Source organism: Azoarcus sp. DD4 (assembly GCF_006496635.1).
Classification (GTDB): Bacteria; Pseudomonadota; Gammaproteobacteria; order Burkholderiales; family Rhodocyclaceae; genus Azoarcus.
This window is the reverse complement of the sequence record NZ_CP022958.1, coordinates 4,180,249-4,196,055: the sequence shown is the minus strand read 5'-3', so window position 1 is coordinate 4,196,055 and position 15,807 is coordinate 4,180,249. Positions and strand designations below refer to the sequence as shown.

Genomic DNA, 15,807 nt, shown 5'->3' with positions numbered 1-15,807 from the left:
CGGAGCAAAAATGGATACCTCGATGCGCCTGACAGCCGCCACCGACAGCGCCGCCGTGCAGGCCGCGCGGCAGCAGCGGCCCGCGGCCGACGCTGGCGCAGTGCCGGCCGCCGTGTCGCAAACGCCGCCGGCGGTGCAGGTGACGATCAGCGCGGAAGCGCGCGCCGCGGCGGCCACCGCAACCGAAACGGCAAGCCCGGTGTCTCCGACCGGCGCAGCCGAGCGCCCGGCGCCGAGCGCGGCGAGCACGTCGGCCCCGGCAGACGATGCCGTCCGGCTGCAGCCTGGCCGCGACGCCGGTGCCGAAGCGGCGGCGCAGGGCGTGGCGACGGCGCGGGCGGCCGAGCAGCCGGACGCCGCTTCCAGCAAGGGCAGTCCGGCGGTGCAGCTCTATCTGGACAACGCCACGCGGCCGGCCGGCCAGCCTACACCGACGGTGCTGCGAACCTCAGCCTGAGGCGCCCCGGCGAAACGCCGGGCAGGGATGGACGCAGCGGCGTCCGGGCCAGCCGCCCGGGCGCCGTTTTCTTTGGCCGCTGGGGCAGCGTTCGCCTTCAGCCGAACAGGTAGGGAAAGAGCTTTTTCTTCTCGTCGTCGCTCAGCGCCTTCATGCGCGCGATGTTGCGCTCCGGGATGGCGTCCACGTCGGGGAAGTGGGCGAGTACCGCTTCCAGGCTTTCCTCGCGGATCAGGTGCAGCAGCGGCCAGGGCGCGCGGTTGGTGAGGTTGCCGGCGTCGTCCGCTTCGGTATCGGCGAACTGGTAGTCGGGGTGGAAGCTCGCGACCTGCAGCTCGCCTTCCCAGCCGAACTGCTCCAGCCACAGATCGACAAGGTCGAGGAACTGGTTGTAGTCGTCGAAGTTCTCGAGCATTCCCGGAATGGCGATCACCGTGGTCTCAAGCTCGGCGGTCGGCGTGTCGGACAGGCGCTCGAGTTCGGCCTGCAGGTCGTCGAGCAGCGCCTCGTCGGTGGTGGCCGCGCTGACGTGGATGCGCACCCGGCGCTCGCCGAAGGGCTTGGCGGCGAAGGGGCAGAGGTTGAGGCCGATGACCACGTTTTCCAGCCACTGGCGGACGTCTTCGGTGACCTGTTGTTCCATGTCGGGTGATTCCTGGTAGATGAGGGAGCGGCCGTTCAGGCCGCCAGCTGCCGCAGTGCGGTGTCGCGCACGCGGCCGGGCAGGTCGGGGGCGAGGCAGTCCAGTTCGATCAGTTCCGGCCAGCTGTCGCGGAACTGGCGTTGCCAGGTGAGCTGGCGCTTGGCGAGCTGTCGGGTGGCGGCGATGCCCTTGAAGCGCAAGGTGGCGCGGTCGATCTCGCCGTCGAGGTACTCCCAGGCCTGGCGGTAGCCGACGCAGCGCATGGACGGCATGTCCGGGTGCAGGCGGTAGCGCTCGCGCAAGTGGGCGACCTCATCCAGCAGCCCGGCGGCGAGCATCTGGTCGAAGCGTTGCTCGATGCGCGCATGCAGCACGCTGCGGTCGGATGGCGCGAGCGCGATCGGCAGCAGCCGGCAGGGGAGCGCGACGTCTTCGCGGCGGGCGTAGCTGGCCGACAGCGGCGCGCCGGTGAGCCGGACGATCTCCAGCGCGCGCTGGATGCGCTGCGCGTCGGTCGGTTCCAGGCGGGCGGCGGCTTCGGGGTCGAGGCGGGCGAGTTCGGCGTGCAGCGCCGGCCAGCCTTCGACCGCGGCACGTTCGTCCATCGCCTGCCGCAGCGCGGCGTCGGCCGGCGGCAGATCGGAAAGCCCGTCGCGCAACGCCTTGAAGTAGAGCATGGTGCCGCCCGCGAGCAGCGGGATGCGGCCGCGGGCGGTGATCTCCTGCATCAGGCGGATCGCGTCGGCGCAGAAGCGGGCCGCCGAATAGGCTTCTTCCGGGCTGACCACGTCGATCAGGTGGTGCGGGCAGGCCGCCTGCTCCGCGGCACTCGGCTTGGCGGTGCCGATGTCCATGTCACGATAGACCAGCGCGGAATCGACACTGACGATCTCCACCGGCAGTTCCGCTGCCAGCGCCAGTGCGGACGCGGTCTTGCCGCTGGCGGTGGGTCCGAGCATCAGCAGGGCGGGCGGGAGGCGGTCGGCGGTGTCCAAGGCGGGCGGGCGGAGCGAAAGGGTCGCCATTATCCGCTGGACGGGCGGCCCATGCGAGTCTGACGTGGCGTTCGCAGGGCCGATGGGAAGGGCATCCGGGTACTTCGGATTATGCAAATGTGCTTTAATCGGGGCCGTCAAATCCCCTGAATCCCAGCTGGGCCATAGCGTCGCGCAACAATGCTGGCGTCGATGCGCAGTGCCCGGGAGCCGCGTGATGATCCCGTCAGTTCCGCCCTTGCGCAGTCGTGCAGGCTGCTCGTTCTCCACCCGCATCGGGCGCCGCATGCGGGTTCTGATGTGGGCCCTTCTGCTGATGGCGGGGGGCTCGGCGGCGACGCCGGCATGGGCGGACGAGGCACCGGCATTGATGCTGGCCGGGCGCTATCACGACGACATCGATCCCGCGGCGTACTGGGTCAGCGAGAAGCTGGACGGCGTGCGTGCCTATTGGGATGGCAGGCGTCTGCTTTTCCGCAGTGGCCAGCGGATCGCTGCGCCGGACTGGTTCGTGGCGGCGCTACCGCTGCAACCGCTGGATGGCGAATTGTGGCTGGGGCGGCGGCGCTTCGAGCGGTTGTCCGGCATCGTGCGCCAGCAGACGCCGGACGATACGGCCTGGCACGAGGTGCGCTACATGCTGTTCGACCTGCCGGGCGCGGCGGGCACATTCAGCGAGCGCATCGTGCGGATGCGCGCCATCGTCGCCGCGGCGCGGGTGCCGTGGCTGCAAAGCGTGGAGCAGGTGCGCGTTGCCGACCGCGCGGCCTTGCAGCGGCGGCTGGCGACGGTGCTGAAGGCGGGCGGCGAAGGCCTGATGCTGCACCGTGCCGATGCCCTGTGGACGGCCGGCCGCGGCGAAGCTGTGCTCAAGCTCACGCCCTGGCTGGATGCCGAGGCGCGGGTCGTCGCTCATGTGCCCGGCAAGGGCCGGCTGGCCGGCCTGCTCGGCGCGCTCGAGGTTGAGGCCGCCGACGGCCGCCGCTTCCGCCTTGGCAGCGGTTTCACCGATGCGCAGCGGCGCAGTCCGCCGGCCGTGGGCACGACGGTGACCTACCGTTACCGCGAGCTCACGGCCAAGGGGCTGCCGCGCTTTCCGCGCTACCTGCGGGTGCGCGATCTGCCCTGAGCCATCGCATTCGAGGATTCAGCGCCGCACCAGCTCCATCTGGTGGCGTTCCAGCCCCACGCTGGTGGTGGCATTGCCGTCGCCACAGCTCCACCACATCGTCACCCAGGCGCGGCCGGTGCTGTCGATGCGTTCGATCTCGCAGATGGCGCCGATCATGAACTCGAACATCTCGCGTTCGTCGTCTTCCATGTCGCCGTCCAGGCTGACCGAGAGCACCCGGACCTCATCGCCGATGGAGACCGGATCGCCGTGTTTGTCGGTGAGTGTGGCGAGTTCCTGCATGGCGGGCTCCGTGTGTCTGGTTGGCGTTCGCCAATACGATGCAAGTGCCGTGCCGTACCTTCTGGTCGGAATCCACCCTTGAGATTCAAGGGCTTGCCGGAAGCCGGTAGTGCTTCGCAGCTGCAGCCTGTCGCAGATGCGACGTCGCCGTGGTGGCGCTTGCGCCAGCGGTTCAGCTGCGTGGGCGGTAATGGAAGTGGGCCGGGCCCTGCGGGTGGCTGTGATCGTGGCCGTGGGCGCTATGGGTGTGGGCGACATCGACCGTGACCAGGTTGAGCTGGCCATGGCGTACGCCGCTTTGCGCCATGATCGAGTCGGCAAAGCGGCGCACGGCCGCGGTCGGGCCGCGCAGGATCGCGCATTCGATGCAGTTGTCGTGGTCGAGATGGGCGTGCAGCGTGGATACGCTGAGGTCGTGGTGATCGTGCTGGATGCCGGTCAGCCGCTCGGCGAGATCGCGTTCGTGGTGGTTGAACACGTAGCTGAGGCTGGCGATGCAGTGGCCGCTGTCGCCCCGGTTCTGGCGGGCGCCTTCCAGCTCGCGGCGCAGCATGTCGCGTACTGCTTCCGAGCGGCTGCTGTAGCCACGTTCGGCGATGAGGGCGTCGAATGCATGGGCGAGATCGTCTTCGAGCGAGATGGTGAAGCGTTCCATGCTGGGCTCCGGGCGGAAACGGGGTGGGGCGGCGAGGTGCCGGCGGCGCAATCTTAGTCGCTTGCACAAAATATGGGCAGCCTGGACAAGTGCTGCTGCATCATCGGTTTGGCGGGCTTATCCACAGCTTATCCCGCAGGCTGTGCACCTTGCCTGGGGACAAGCTCGCCGCGGCGGGCGGCGACCGCGGCGGGGGCGGCAGCTACACTGTAGACAAGACTCGATGCGCGCGATGTGGGGTCGGGAGTCACCATGGGGTGGAGAGCGGAATGAGGCGGATCTGGATCTACGGCGTGCTTGGCCTGGCCTGGGCCGTGGCGGCTCAGGCGCAAACCGTGTATCGCTGGAAGGACGCTGGCGGGCAGCTCAATTACGGAAGCCAGCCGCCGCCCGGCGTCAATGCCGAACCCATAGGCGGGCGCGGCAGCGTTACGGTAATGCCGGCTCCGGCGGCCGCTGCGACACCTGCTCCGGCCGACGCCACCGCGGCGCGGCTGGAGCGCCTCGAACGCGAACTCGAAGAGGAACGGCGCCTCCGCCGCGACGAGGAGGCGCGCCGGGAGGAAGAGGCGGACCGCAAGGCGGAAGCGCGTGCGGACTGCGAGCGCGAATACCGCGAGGCCTGCGACGAGGAGGGAAGACCGCTCGGGTCACGCTACATCGCGGTTCCGGTTCCTGTCCCGGTGCGGCCCTATCGACCGCAGCAGGCCTATCCACACACGCGCGACGATCATCGCGACGACGGCCGGCACCGCGATTACGACCGGCGCGATCGCCGGGAAATGCGGGACGCGCCATCGGTCACCAAGGGCAGTGTCGGGGTGACGCCGCAGGCGCCGTCGCAGCAGGGCAGCAAGCCGTCGGTCCGCGCCGGCAGGGTATCGAGCGAGGAGCGCCCCGCGACGCGTTGAGTCGCTCGACGCGCCTGCGATGTGCTCGGCTACTGGCCGCGCATGAAGAAGCGGTCGAGATCGCCCATGCTGAGCTGGGTCCAGGTCGGACGGCCGTGGTTGCACTGATCGGCGCGCTCGGTGGCTTCCATGTCGCGCAGCAGGGCATTCATCTCCGGTAGTGTGAGCTGGCGGTTGGCGCGGACCGCGCCGTGGCAGGCCATGGTGGCGAGCAGTTCGTTGCGCCTTGCGGTGGCGACTTCCGAAGCGGGGAATTCGCGCAGGTCTTCGAGCAGCTTGCGCATCAGCTCGGCCACCGGTGCGCCCGCCAGCAGTGCCGGTACGCTGCGCACGGCGAGTTCCTGAGGACCGGCCGCGCTCACCTCGAAACCCATGCGGCCGAGCACCTCGCTGCATTCCTCGGCGGCGGCGAGGTCGCGCGCGCTGACCGAGAACACCGCCGGAATCAGCAGGCGCTGCACCGAGGGGGTGCCGTCGAGCACCGTCTTCAGCTTCTCGTAGAGGATGCGCTCGTGGGCGGCGTGCATGTCCACCAGTACCAGTCCGGCCTCGTTCTGGGCAAGGATGTAGATGCCGTGCAACTGCGCCAGCGCGTAGCCGAGCGGCGGCGCCTTGTCGCCCCGGGGCAGCGGCGTCGGCGTGAAGTCGCCGGCGGGGCGCTCCTGGCGTGCTGGCGGCGACCACATGCGGGGTGCCGGGGCGTCGGCCGTGTTCGCCTCGCCGGCAGGATGCGCGCCGCCGACAAAGTCGTAATAGCGGTGACTGGCGGAATCCATCGCCAACCGGCCTTGCACGGTGGGCGCCTGCGACCAGCTCGGCCGGGTGGTGGGCGTCGCGGCTTTGTCGTCGAGCGCGCCGGAGTCTGCCGCCGGCGCAAGGCTACCTGTGATGGCAGCGCCGGCCTGCTCGCGGCCGGCGAGTGCCGCGCCGGATTCGGCGAGGCAGCGGCTCACCGCATGAAACACGAACTGGTGCACCGCGCGCGATTCGCGGAAACGCACCTCGATCTTGGCTGGGTGCACGTTGACATCCACCCCGGCCGGGTCGAGTTCGAGGAAGAGCACGTAGGCCGGGTGGCGGCTGCCGTGCAGGATGTCGGTGTAGGCCTGGCGCACCGCGTGGGTGAGCAGCTTGTCGCGCACGTAGCGGCCGTTCACGAAGAAGTACTGGGCGTCGCGGCTGGCGCGTGAATAGGCCGGCAGCGAGGCGAAGCCGGTGAGTCGAAGCAGGCCGCCCTCGGCGATCACCTCGCGCGCCTGCTGCAGGAAGTCGTCGCCCATCAGCGCGGCGACGCGCCGCATCGGCTCGCCCGCCGGCAGGCGATGGGCGACGCGGCCGTTGTGCGAGAGCTGCAAGGCGATGTCGGGGCGGGCCAGGGCGACGCGGCGGAACATCTCGTCGCAGTGGGCGTATTCGGTTGCCTCGGACTTGAGGAATTTCCGCCGCGCCGGCGTGTTGTAGTAGAGATCGGCGACGTCCACTACCGTGCCCTGGTTGAGCGCTGCCGGCGCAAGGCTGCGGTCGCTGCCGTCGATGCGCCAGGCGTGGGCCTCGCCCTCGGCGCGGCTGGTGATGGTGGTGCGCGCGACGCCGGCGATCGCCGCCAGCGCCTCGCCGCGAAAGCCCATGGTGCCGACGCGTTCGAGGTCGTCGAGGGTGGCGATCTTGCTGGTGGCGTGGCGTTCGAGCGCGAGCGCGAGATCGTCGCGAGCGATGCCGCAACCGTCGTCGGTGATGCGGATGCGGCGCACGCCGCCCTGTTCCAGCTGCACCTCGACTGCGCGCGCGCCGGCGTCGACGGCGTTCTCCAGCACCTCTTTCAGTACCGAGGCGGGGCGTTCGACGACCTCGCCGGCGGCGATCTGGTTGACGAGCAGGTCTGGGAGGCGGTGAATCTGCGGCATGGACGGTCCGGGTGTGCTGCGCGGGCAAGGGATTATACGGTGCCACCCGGGCCGGGACGGGCGAAGGCTGCCGGCGGCGCGGCGGGCGCATGCAGCCGCGCTATCATGTTTGCCGAAAACAAACCAGAAGACGCCGCGCGGCGCGGCGATGATCGCGCCTTGCGCGCGCAGGGGGAGGCGTATGGAGGGCAGGCCGGGAATGTTCCGGGGGGTGGCCGCGGTGGCGTTGTCGGTGTGCGTCGGCTGTTCGTCGCCCGGTACGGCGCCCAAGCAGGGCCGCCTGCCGGGTTACGCGCCGCAGCATCTCATCAAGACCGACGTCAATCGCTACTCCGACACCACCCAGCAGCGCATCTTCCTCAGCCTGCGGCGACTGGCCGAGAAGCTCTACAAGCGCAATCCGCGCGAGTGGCGCAAGGGCGACGCGGCCAGCATGGAGGCGGCGATCGCCCGCATCTTCGATGGCGATCACGGCTGGCGCGTCGAAGCGCTCGGTTACCGTCGCGACATCGAGGCACTGCAGGTAGCGTTGCACCCCGAATACCGCGGCGACCGGGTGCACGCCTACGTCGTCGGCCTGGCCAGCATGGTGCAGACGGCCTTCGGCGATCGTGAGGAGTTGTACATACTGGATGATCTGGACGCCCAGCACCTTTACAATGCAGCCCGTAACGTCGAGATCGCGGCCTGGAAGCTCACCGCCGCCCGCGATGCCCAGGGCCAGCCGCTGTTGCTGTCCAACGAGATCGGTACGGTGAGCAATCTCAGCTTCGAGCGCGAATTCGGACGCATCATCGGCATGCTGGAGGTGCTGTCCGACGTGATCGAGGAAAAAACCGAACGCAAGGTGACGCGCGTGGTCCAGAACCTGGCCAGCGCGGTCTTCCTGCCGGTGCGCTAGCGCGCCGGGCCCGCACAACACATTCTCCGCAAGACCTCTCCACTGCGCGACATGAAGTCCATCGTTATTCTCATTTCCGGGCGCGGCAGCAACATGGAAGCCATCGTCCGGGCCGCGATCCCCGGCGTGCGCATTGCCGCGGTGATCAGCAACCGGCCGGATGCCGCTGGCTTGGCGTTCGCCCGCGCGCACGACATTCCGGTCGCGGTTGTCGACCACAAGGCCTTTGCCGACCGCGCCGGTTTCGATGCCGCACTGGCCGCCGAGATCGATGCGCGTGGCGCCGACCTCGTGGTGCTGGCCGGCTTCATGCGGGTGCTGACCGAAGATTTCGTGCGCCGCTACGAAGGCCGCCTGCTCAATATCCATCCCTCGCTGCTGCCAGCCTTTCCCGGCCTGCACACCCATCGCCATGCGCTGGCGTCTGGTGTGCGCGTGCATGGGGCCACGGTGCATTACGTCACCGCGACGCTCGACTGCGGGCCGGTGGTGATCCAGGCGGTGGTGCCGGTGCTGCCGGGCGATGACGAAGCGCGGCTGGCGGCGCGGGTGCTGGAGCAGGAACACCGAATCTATCCGCAGGCCATCCGCTGGTTCGCCGAAGGACGGCTTGGGTTCGACCCATCCGGCCGGGTCCGGATCAGCGACGAGCCGGTATCCTCGAGCGGTTGCATCGTTCCGCCGGTGGAGGCCTGAACCACGATGATCAACCGGGGCATGGTCGCGGCCCTGACGATCTCGGTCGTCGCCCACGCGCTGCTGCTCGGCACGGCCGAATGGCCATGGCCGGCATCGAATCAGGCCGACGAGTTGCCGGTGATGGAGGCGCGGCTGGTGGCGCCGCCCATGCCGGTCAAGCTGGCCTCGCTGCAGCCTGAGCCGCCACCCCTGCCCAAGGCGCCGGCTCCCAAGCTGGTGCCGAAAGCCCCACCCAAGCCGCGGGTCGAAGCTGTGGCCCGGCCGCGGCCGGCGCCCGCTGAAGCTCTTGCGCCCGTCGACATGGGTGAGCCGACGATGCTGCCGGCGCCGGGTGAAACTGTGCTGGAAGCGGGGCCGGTTTCCGGCCCGACCGCCGAGCCCGCGTCGGCCGCGGTTCAGCCGGTGCTGGCCGCGGCCGACGAGGGCGAAACCTACAGCTCCGAGGGTTGGCCGACTCACGGCGGCATCGTGTTCCGGGTGGCGATGGGCGAGGGCGCTTTCGTGGTCGGCGAGGCAGTGCACGAGTGGTCGCACGACGACAGCCGCTACACCATGCAGGTGACCCTGCAGACCACCGGGCTGGCCGGGCTGGTGCGCGGATTTCACTACGTGCAGCGCAGCGAAGGCGAACTCGGGCCGCAGGGTCTGAAGCCGCAGCGCTTCCAGGTCGAGCAGCGCGGCAAGGCGCCGGAAAGCGCAGAGTTCGACTGGGCCGCCGGGCGCGTCAGCATTCGCCGCGGCGAGCGCGAACGGCGTGCCGCGGACATCCGTCCGGGCGACCAGGACGTGCTGAGCCTGTGGCATCAGATCGGCATCGTCGGCCTCAGCGGACTGCCGACTACGCTTACCGTGGCAAGCAACAAGGACGCCAAGGTGGCGCTGCTGGAACGGGTGGGCGAGGAAACGCTGCGCCTGCCCATCGGCCGCCTCGAAACCCTGCGCCTGCGCGCGCAGGCCGAGGACGGCAAGCTCACCATAGACATCTGGCTGGCGCGCAACTACGGCATGCTGCCGGTGCGTATCCGCATGGTGGATGACAAGGGCGAAGTGCTCGACCAGCAGGCGATCCGCCTGCGGCTGGCGCCGCCCGACGAAGGCGATGCTCCCAAACCTGCCGGACAGGCAGAGATGATTGAATTGAAGGAAGAGGCCGATCCCCTGGCCAGCCTTCCCCAGAACTGAAAAGAGTCCCATGCAAAAGAAGCCGATCAATAAGCAGGTCAACAAGCCGGTCAGCACCGACGCGCCCTCGCGTGCGCTGCTCATCCAGACAGCCCAGGCGCTCGGTGCCGTGCTCACCTTCGATCATCCGGCCGACGCGGTGCTGTCGCACTACTTCCGCGACAACCGCGAGCTGGGTCACCGCGACCGCGGTTTCATGGCCGAGACCATCTACGGCATCGTTCGCCGCCTGCGCTGGTTGCGCCGGCTGGCGGGCGAACGTGCGACGCCGCGCCAGCTGCTGCTGGCCTGGCTGGCGCGCGGCGAGGGCTGGCCGATGCGTCAGTTCGAAGGCCTGGTGTCCGCTACTGAACGCGACTGGGTGGGCGAAATCAAGGCTGCGACGCTGGAAGAGGGCTCGCTCGCGGAGCGGGCCGACCTGCCCGACTGGCTGGCCGAGCGCCTGCTGCGGACCCACGACGAGACGGCTCTGCTCGAACTCGCCCATAGTCTCAACCGTCAGGCGCCGCTCGACCTGCGGGTGAACGTGCTCAAGGCCGACCGCGACAAGGCGGCCGCTGCGCTGGCGGAGAGCGGTTATCCCTGCGAAGCCGGGAAGTTGTCGCCGCAGGCCATACGCCTGGCCGGCAAGCCCGCCCTGCAGAAGCATCCGCTCTTCCTCGACGGCAGCGTCGAGGTGCAGGACGAAGGCAGCCAGCTGCTCGGCCTGCTGGTGCAGCCGCGTCGCGGCGAGCTGGTGGTCGATTTCTGCGCCGGCGCGGGCGGCAAGACCCTGCAGCTTGGTGCGATGATGCGTTCGACCGGCCGGCTCTATGCTTTTGACGTGTCGGAAAAGCGCCTGGCCAAGCTCAAGCCGCGCATGGCGCGCGCGGGCCTGTCGAACGTGCATCCGGTGCTGATCGCGCACGAGAACGACGCCAAGGTGAAGCGCCTGGCCGGCAAGGCCGACCGCGTGCTGGTGGATGCGCCCTGCAGCGGGCTCGGTACGCTGCGCCGCAATCCCGATCTCAAGTGGCGGCAGACGCCGGCGGCGGTGGACGAGATGGTGCTCAAGCAGGGCGCCATCCTCGCTTCTGCGGCGCGGCTGGTGAAGCCGGGCGGCCGCTTGGTCTATGCCACCTGCAGCCTGCTGGCCGAAGAGAACGACGGCGTGGTGGATGCCTTCCTCGCCGCGCATCCGGACTTCCGCGCGGTCAGTGCCGAGGCGGTGCTGCAGAAGCAGGGCGTCGAGCTTGCCACCGGCGATCGTCTGCGCCTGTCGCCCAGCCAGCACGACACCGACGGCTTCTTTGCCGCGGTGCTGGAACGGGTAGCCGATGCCGGCTGAACCGATGCGGCCGGTCGCCGCGTTGGGCCGCTTGTTGAGTCTTCCGCTCGTGGCGCTCGCACTGGCAGCCGCACCGCCGGTGACGGCCGCCGAGCGCTTCGCGGCCAGGGGCGAGGTGGAGCTCGCCTTTTCGCCCTGGGACGATCCCGAGCAGGTCTTGCTCGGCGTCATCGCCGACGCGCGCCGTTCGCTGCTGGTGCAGGCCTATGCCTTTACCAGCAAGCGTATTGCAGATGCGCTGGTGCGGGCGCACCGGCGCGGCGTGACGGTCGAAGTACTGGCCGACGCCAGGATGAACCGCCGCGACAAGGGTAACGCGCTGCCGCGGCTGCTCGAAGCCGGTGTGCCGGTGGCGCTCGAAACCCGCTATGCAGCGGCCCACAACAAGGTGGTGATTGCCGACGCTGAGGGGCCGGGCTGCACCGTCGTCACCGGCTCGTACAACTTCACGTGGTCGGCGCGCAACCGCAATGCCGAGAACATGCTGGTGATGCGCGAGCATTGCGCGCTCGCCAGCAGCTACCGCGACAACTGGCGGCGCCACCGTGCGCAGGCCCAACCGATATCCCGCTTGCCCTGGAAGCCCTGAAGATGCAGGACACCGTCACCTCTGCCGAATTTGCCAAGCTGCTGCGCGACATCTGGAGCGACCTGCAGGAGCCCGCCGTGCTGTGGCAGATCGGCACGCTGCTGCTCTGCCTCGGTCTGGGCTGGCTGATACAGCGCGCCGCGCTGCGCCGCGGTGCCGCAGCGGCCGCAGCGGCTACGCACACCGTCAGCGCTGCGCGCCGTTTCGGCGAGCATGGCGTGAAGCGGGTGATCTTTCCCTTGTCGGCCCTGTTACTGGTGCTGATGGCGCGCGGCGTGCTTGCGCGCTATCACAACGTCTCGCTGCTCGATCTTGCGGTGCCGCTGCTGTCCTCGCTGGCGGCGATCCGCTTCGTCGTGTTCACCTTGCGTCAGGCGATAGGGCGTTCGAGCTGGCTGGGCGCGTTCGAACGCTTCTTCGCGACGCTCGCCTGGCTGGTGGTGGCGCTGCACATCGTCGGCTGGCTGCCGGAGGTGATCGACAGCCTGGAGTCGGTTTCCTTCACGCTGGGCAGCCAGAAGCTCTCGCTGTGGACGCTGCTGCAGGGCCTGGCGATGGTAATGCTGACCCTGCTGCTGGCGATGTGGGTGGGCGGTGCGCTGGAGCGCCGGCTGGCGCTGGCGGTCGGGATGGATTCCAATCTGCGGGTGGTGCTTGCCCGCGTCCTGCGGGCGGTGCTGATCGTGGTAGCGGTGCTGGTGGCGCTGCCCATGGTCGGGATCGATCTCACCACGCTGTCGGTGTTCGGCGGTGCGCTTGGCGTCGGTCTCGGCTTCGGCCTGCAGAAGATCGCTGCCAACTATGTGTCGGGCTTCATCCTCTTGCTCGACCGTTCGCTGCGCATCGGCAACCTGATCACCGTCGGCACCGAACGCGGCATTGTCAAGGAAATCACCACCCGCTACACCGTGATCCGCGCCGCCAACGGCGTCGAATCCATCGTGCCGAACGAGACCCTGGTGGGTTCGGTGGTGCAGAACGAAACCTTCAGCGACAGCCAGGTGGCGCTGCCGCTGACCTTCCAGGTCGGCTACGAGGCCGATCTGGAGCGGGCGATGGGCATCCTGATCGAGGTTGCGCTACAGCAGCCGCGGGTGCTGAAGGACCCGGTGCCCAAGGCATTCCTCGCGAGCTTCGGCGACAACGGCATCAACCTGCGGTTGGGCTGCTGGATCGCAGATCCAGAGGAGGGCACGCTGCAGATCACTTCCGACATCAACATGGCCGTGTGGCGGCGGTTCAAGGCGGAGGGGATCAGCATCCCCTTCCCGCAGCGCGAGGTGAGGTTGCTCGGCGCCGTGCCGGAACCGGTCGCGACCGCGCCGGTCTCATCGCAGCCGGCACAAACTTGACGTCGCGCATCGGGATGTGGTTGGTGCTGTTGCGGGCTTCGCGTAGAATCGTCAAGCTTTTCTTCTGAAAGGAAATTTCATCGCATGATATCCGGGTTGTTCGATCTCCCGTGGTGGGGCTACATCGTCGTCGCCCTCGTCCTGACCCACATCACCATCGCTTCGGTGACCATCTTCCTGCACCGTCACCAGGCGCATCGGGCGCTGGAACTGCATGCGATTCCGAGCCATTTCTTCCGCTTCTGGCTGTGGTTGACCACCGGCATGGTCACCAAGGAGTGGGCGGCCATCCATCGCAAGCACCACGCCAAGTGCGAAACGGTCGATGACCCGCACAGCCCGCAGACACGCGGCATCATGAAGGTGCTGCTCGAAGGTGCCGAGCTTTACCGGGCCGAGGCAAAGAATCAGGAAACCCTGCAGCGTTACGGCCACGGCACGCCCGACGACTGGCTCGAACGCAATGTCTATCGCCACAACATCGTCGGCATCTCGCTGATGATGATCATCAACCTGATCTGCTTCGGGCCGATCGGCCTGACGATCTGGGCTGTGCAGATGGTCTGGATTCCGTTCTGGGCGGCCGGCGTGGTCAATGGCCTGGGCCATTTCTGGGGCTATCGCAATTTCGATTGCACCGATGCCTCCACCAACCTGTTCCCCTGGGGCATCCTCATCGGCGGCGAGGAACTGCACAACAATCACCACAGCTTTGCCACTTCGGCCAAGCTGTCTGCCAAGTGGTACGAGTTCGACATAGGCTGGATGTACATCCGCCTGATGGAAATCGTCCGGCTGGCCAAGGCGCGCAAGACCATCCCGCTGCCGAAGTTCGGCGAAGCCAAGGGCATGGTCGACTTCGACACGCTGCAGGCGGTGATCACCCATCGTTATGATGTCATGACCCGCTACATGGCCAGCCTGAAGCAGACCTGCTCGGAAGAGATCGAGCGGCTCAAGGCGACCCACGGCAGCGTGCTCGACGCCAAGGCGCTCAAGCGCTGGGTACTGTCCGGCGAGGAGCGTCACCTTGCGGCCGGCCAGAAGCAGCAGCTCGAACTGCTGCTCAAGGACAGCAAGGCGCTGGCGACGGTGGTGACGATGCGCGAGGAACTGGCCGCGATCTGGGCACGTTCCAACGCGACCCGCGAACAATTGCTGGGCCAGTTGCACGACTGGATCGTGCGCGCGGAGCAGAGCGGCATCCAGCAGTTGCAGGAGTTCTCGCTCCGCCTGCGGCGTTACGCACTCTGACGCGCGTACTCGGAGAATGAAAACGGGGGAGCCAGGCTCCCCCGTTTCGTTTTAGTCGTCGCGTAGCGATTCAGACTTCGGCGCGCACTGCGTCCGCCCAGCAGTTGGGCGTCTCGAACAGGCGTACCCGCTCCAGGCGCAGGTGGTTGCCGTAGATGTCGTGATAGACAGGATCGAGGATGCGGAATGCGGTGGCGGCGAGGTTTTCCGCCGTCGGTACGACGTCGAGCACCACCGTCTTGTGGCCGGGCAGCGAGGTCAGGAAGTCGGCGACGGCGGTGTCGCCGCGATAGACCAGGAAAGCGTGGTCCCAGCGGCTGACGACATGTTCGTTGGCAAGCTTCTTGACGTCGCCGAAGTCCATCACCATGCCATTGACCGGCTGTCCGGCGGCGTCGATGATGTCACCCGAAAGCGTGATCTCGATGGCGTAGCGATGTCCGTGCAGATGACGGCACTGGCTGGCGTGGTCCGGAATGCGATGGCCGGCGTCGAATTCCAGCCGACGGGTGATGCGCATGTTGATTCCTCTTGGAAACGGAGGCGGATTATAGCATCGCCGCTGCGACGGCCGGCGTCGCGCGTCCTTCCCCGGTTTTCCGCAAGTTACTGAAGTCACGATGAATTCCAGTATCAAACCGCTAGATGGTCAGCTTTCCGTCCGCAATCATGATCGCGATCTCGCCGGTCTGACTTACGTCTACCCGGTGCTGTCGCGGCGCGCCGGCGGCGTTTCCGTCGGCATCAACCTGAATCCCAACAATGCCTGCAACTGGCATTGCGTGTATTGCCAGGTTCCCGGGCTGGTGCGCGGCAAGGCGCCGCCGATCGACCTCGCCTTGCTGGAAGAGGAATTGCGCCTGTTCCTCGGTGCGCTGATACATGGCGACTGGCTGACGCGCAATGCGCCGGAGGGGCTGCGTGTGGTACGCGATATCGCCTTTTCCGGCAACGGCGAGCCGACCAGTGCGGCCGTGTTCCCGGAGGCGATTGCGCTTGCCATCCGCTTGCGGGCCGAATTCGGGCTCAGTGGGGAGCGGGGCGATGCGGTGCCGCTACGGCTTATTACCAATGGCAGCCTGATGGCGCAGTCGCGCGTGCAGGACGGCGTGCGCCGGCTGGGGGAGGCCGGGGGCGAGGTGTGGTTCAAGGTCGATGCCGGAACGCCCGACGCGATCGAGCGCATCAATGGCGTGCGGCTGGAGCCGGAGGCGGTTGCACGTCATCTGGCGCAAAGTTGCGCCTTGTGTCCCACCTGGGTGCAGACCTGCATGTTCCGTTGGGACGGCGAGGCACCCGACGAGGCTGCGCTTGAAGCCTATCTGGGCGTGCTCGAAGAGGCGGGTGTCGGCAAGCTGCAGGGGGTTTTGCTGTACGGCATTGCGAGGCCGTCGATGCAACCGGAAGCCGGCCATCTGGAGCCGCTGTCTGCGGAGGAACTGGAAGCGATAGGCGAATGCCTGCGCCAACGGGGGCTGACGGTGCGCGTCAGTCCCTGATGGCGCAGGGCGGCCGGCGCGAGGC

Annotated in this window: 17 protein-coding genes; 11 read left to right on the top strand and 6 right to left on the bottom strand. The window is 68.0% G+C overall.

Going from position 1 to position 15,807, the window contains the following annotated elements:
* Positions 1 to 10 precede the first annotated feature (10 nt).
* Complete coding sequence (locus CJ010_RS19395) at positions 11 to 457, top strand: hypothetical protein (RefSeq protein WP_141019575.1); 447 nt, start codon at positions 11 to 13, stop codon at positions 455 to 457.
* A 97-nt stretch (positions 458 to 554) separates the two neighbouring features.
* Here the strand turns inward: CJ010_RS19395 and CJ010_RS19390 are convergent, their stop codons facing one another.
* A complete protein-coding gene (locus CJ010_RS19390) occupies positions 555 to 1,100 on the bottom strand; it encodes a DUF1415 domain-containing protein (protein WP_141019574.1) in 546 nt (181 codons plus the stop codon).
* 35 nt (positions 1,101 to 1,135) lie between these two features.
* Positions 1,136 to 2,059: a tRNA (adenosine(37)-N6)-dimethylallyltransferase MiaA gene (gene miaA, locus CJ010_RS19385; protein WP_240794416.1), complete on the bottom strand. Its 924-nt coding sequence runs from the start codon at positions 2,057 to 2,059 to the stop codon at positions 1,136 to 1,138.
* 322 nt (positions 2,060 to 2,381) lie between these two features.
* Here miaA and CJ010_RS19380 point away from each other — a divergent pair, with 322 nt between their 5' ends.
* Positions 2,382 to 3,224, top strand: coding sequence for a DNA ligase (locus CJ010_RS19380; RefSeq protein WP_371415714.1), 843 nt, complete (start codon positions 2,382 to 2,384; stop codon positions 3,222 to 3,224).
* An 18-nt stretch (positions 3,225 to 3,242) separates the two neighbouring features.
* Here the strand turns inward: CJ010_RS19380 and CJ010_RS19375 are convergent, their stop codons facing one another.
* The gene (locus CJ010_RS19375; protein WP_141019572.1) at positions 3,243 to 3,509 is read right to left on the bottom strand and encodes a hypothetical protein; all 267 of its coding nucleotides are present in this window, start codon (positions 3,507 to 3,509) and stop codon (positions 3,243 to 3,245) included.
* 172 nt (positions 3,510 to 3,681) lie between these two features.
* Positions 3,682 to 4,164: a nickel-responsive transcriptional regulator NikR gene (gene nikR, locus CJ010_RS19370; RefSeq protein WP_141019571.1), complete on the bottom strand. Its 483-nt coding sequence runs from the start codon at positions 4,162 to 4,164 to the stop codon at positions 3,682 to 3,684.
* 269 nt (positions 4,165 to 4,433) lie between these two features.
* Here nikR and CJ010_RS19365 point away from each other — a divergent pair, with 269 nt between their 5' ends.
* Positions 4,434 to 5,075, top strand: a complete 642-nt coding sequence (locus CJ010_RS19365) for a DUF4124 domain-containing protein (RefSeq protein ID WP_141019570.1) — start codon at positions 4,434 to 4,436, stop codon at positions 5,073 to 5,075.
* Positions 5,076 to 5,104: 29 nt separating this feature from the next.
* Here CJ010_RS19365 and mutL read toward each other — a convergent pair whose 3' ends face one another.
* A complete protein-coding gene (gene mutL / locus CJ010_RS19360; RefSeq protein WP_141019569.1) occupies positions 5,105 to 6,979 on the bottom strand; it encodes a DNA mismatch repair endonuclease MutL in 1,875 nt (624 codons plus the stop codon).
* Positions 6,980 to 7,178: 199 nt separating this feature from the next.
* Here mutL and CJ010_RS19355 point away from each other — a divergent pair, with 199 nt between their 5' ends.
* From CJ010_RS19355 to CJ010_RS19325, 7 genes are all read left to right on the top strand, one after another.
* Positions 7,179 to 7,880 (top strand): hypothetical protein, encoded by a 702-nt coding sequence (locus CJ010_RS19355; RefSeq protein ID WP_240794415.1) that lies wholly within the window; start codon positions 7,179 to 7,181, stop codon positions 7,878 to 7,880.
* 51 nt (positions 7,881 to 7,931) lie between these two features.
* Positions 7,932 to 8,576, top strand: a complete 645-nt coding sequence (gene purN / locus CJ010_RS19350; protein WP_141019567.1) for a phosphoribosylglycinamide formyltransferase — start codon at positions 7,932 to 7,934, stop codon at positions 8,574 to 8,576.
* A gap of 6 nt (positions 8,577 to 8,582) precedes the next feature.
* Complete coding sequence (locus tag CJ010_RS19345; protein WP_141019566.1) at positions 8,583 to 9,761, top strand: DUF3108 domain-containing protein; 1,179 nt, start codon at positions 8,583 to 8,585, stop codon at positions 9,759 to 9,761.
* Between the two features lie 10 nt (positions 9,762 to 9,771).
* Positions 9,772 to 11,088, top strand: a complete 1,317-nt coding sequence (locus tag CJ010_RS19340; protein WP_141019565.1) for an RsmB/NOP family class I SAM-dependent RNA methyltransferase — start codon at positions 9,772 to 9,774, stop codon at positions 11,086 to 11,088.
* Positions 11,089 to 11,092: 4 nt separating this feature from the next.
* Positions 11,093 to 11,677, top strand: a complete 585-nt coding sequence (locus CJ010_RS19335; protein ID WP_371415713.1) for a phospholipase D family protein — start codon at positions 11,093 to 11,095, stop codon at positions 11,675 to 11,677.
* Between the two features lie 2 nt (positions 11,678 to 11,679).
* Entirely contained in the window at positions 11,680 to 13,029 is a 1,350-nt protein-coding gene (locus tag CJ010_RS19330) for a mechanosensitive ion channel family protein (RefSeq protein WP_141019563.1), read from the top strand.
* 84 nt (positions 13,030 to 13,113) lie between these two features.
* A complete protein-coding gene (locus tag CJ010_RS19325; RefSeq protein ID WP_141019562.1) occupies positions 13,114 to 14,283 on the top strand; it encodes a fatty acid desaturase in 1,170 nt (389 codons plus the stop codon).
* 70 nt (positions 14,284 to 14,353) lie between these two features.
* On the opposite strand, the gene queD is transcribed toward CJ010_RS19325, so the two are convergent.
* Positions 14,354 to 14,803, bottom strand: coding sequence for a 6-carboxytetrahydropterin synthase QueD (gene queD, locus CJ010_RS19320; protein ID WP_141019561.1), 450 nt, complete (start codon positions 14,801 to 14,803; stop codon positions 14,354 to 14,356).
* Between the two features lie 100 nt (positions 14,804 to 14,903).
* On the opposite strand from queD, the gene CJ010_RS19315 reads away from it, so the two are divergent.
* Positions 14,904 to 15,782 carry a radical SAM protein gene (locus CJ010_RS19315; RefSeq protein ID WP_141019560.1) on the top strand — a complete coding sequence of 293 codons (879 nt, stop codon included), beginning with the start codon at positions 14,904 to 14,906 and terminating at the stop codon, positions 15,780 to 15,782.
* The last annotated feature ends 25 nt before the right edge of the window (positions 15,783 to 15,807 follow it).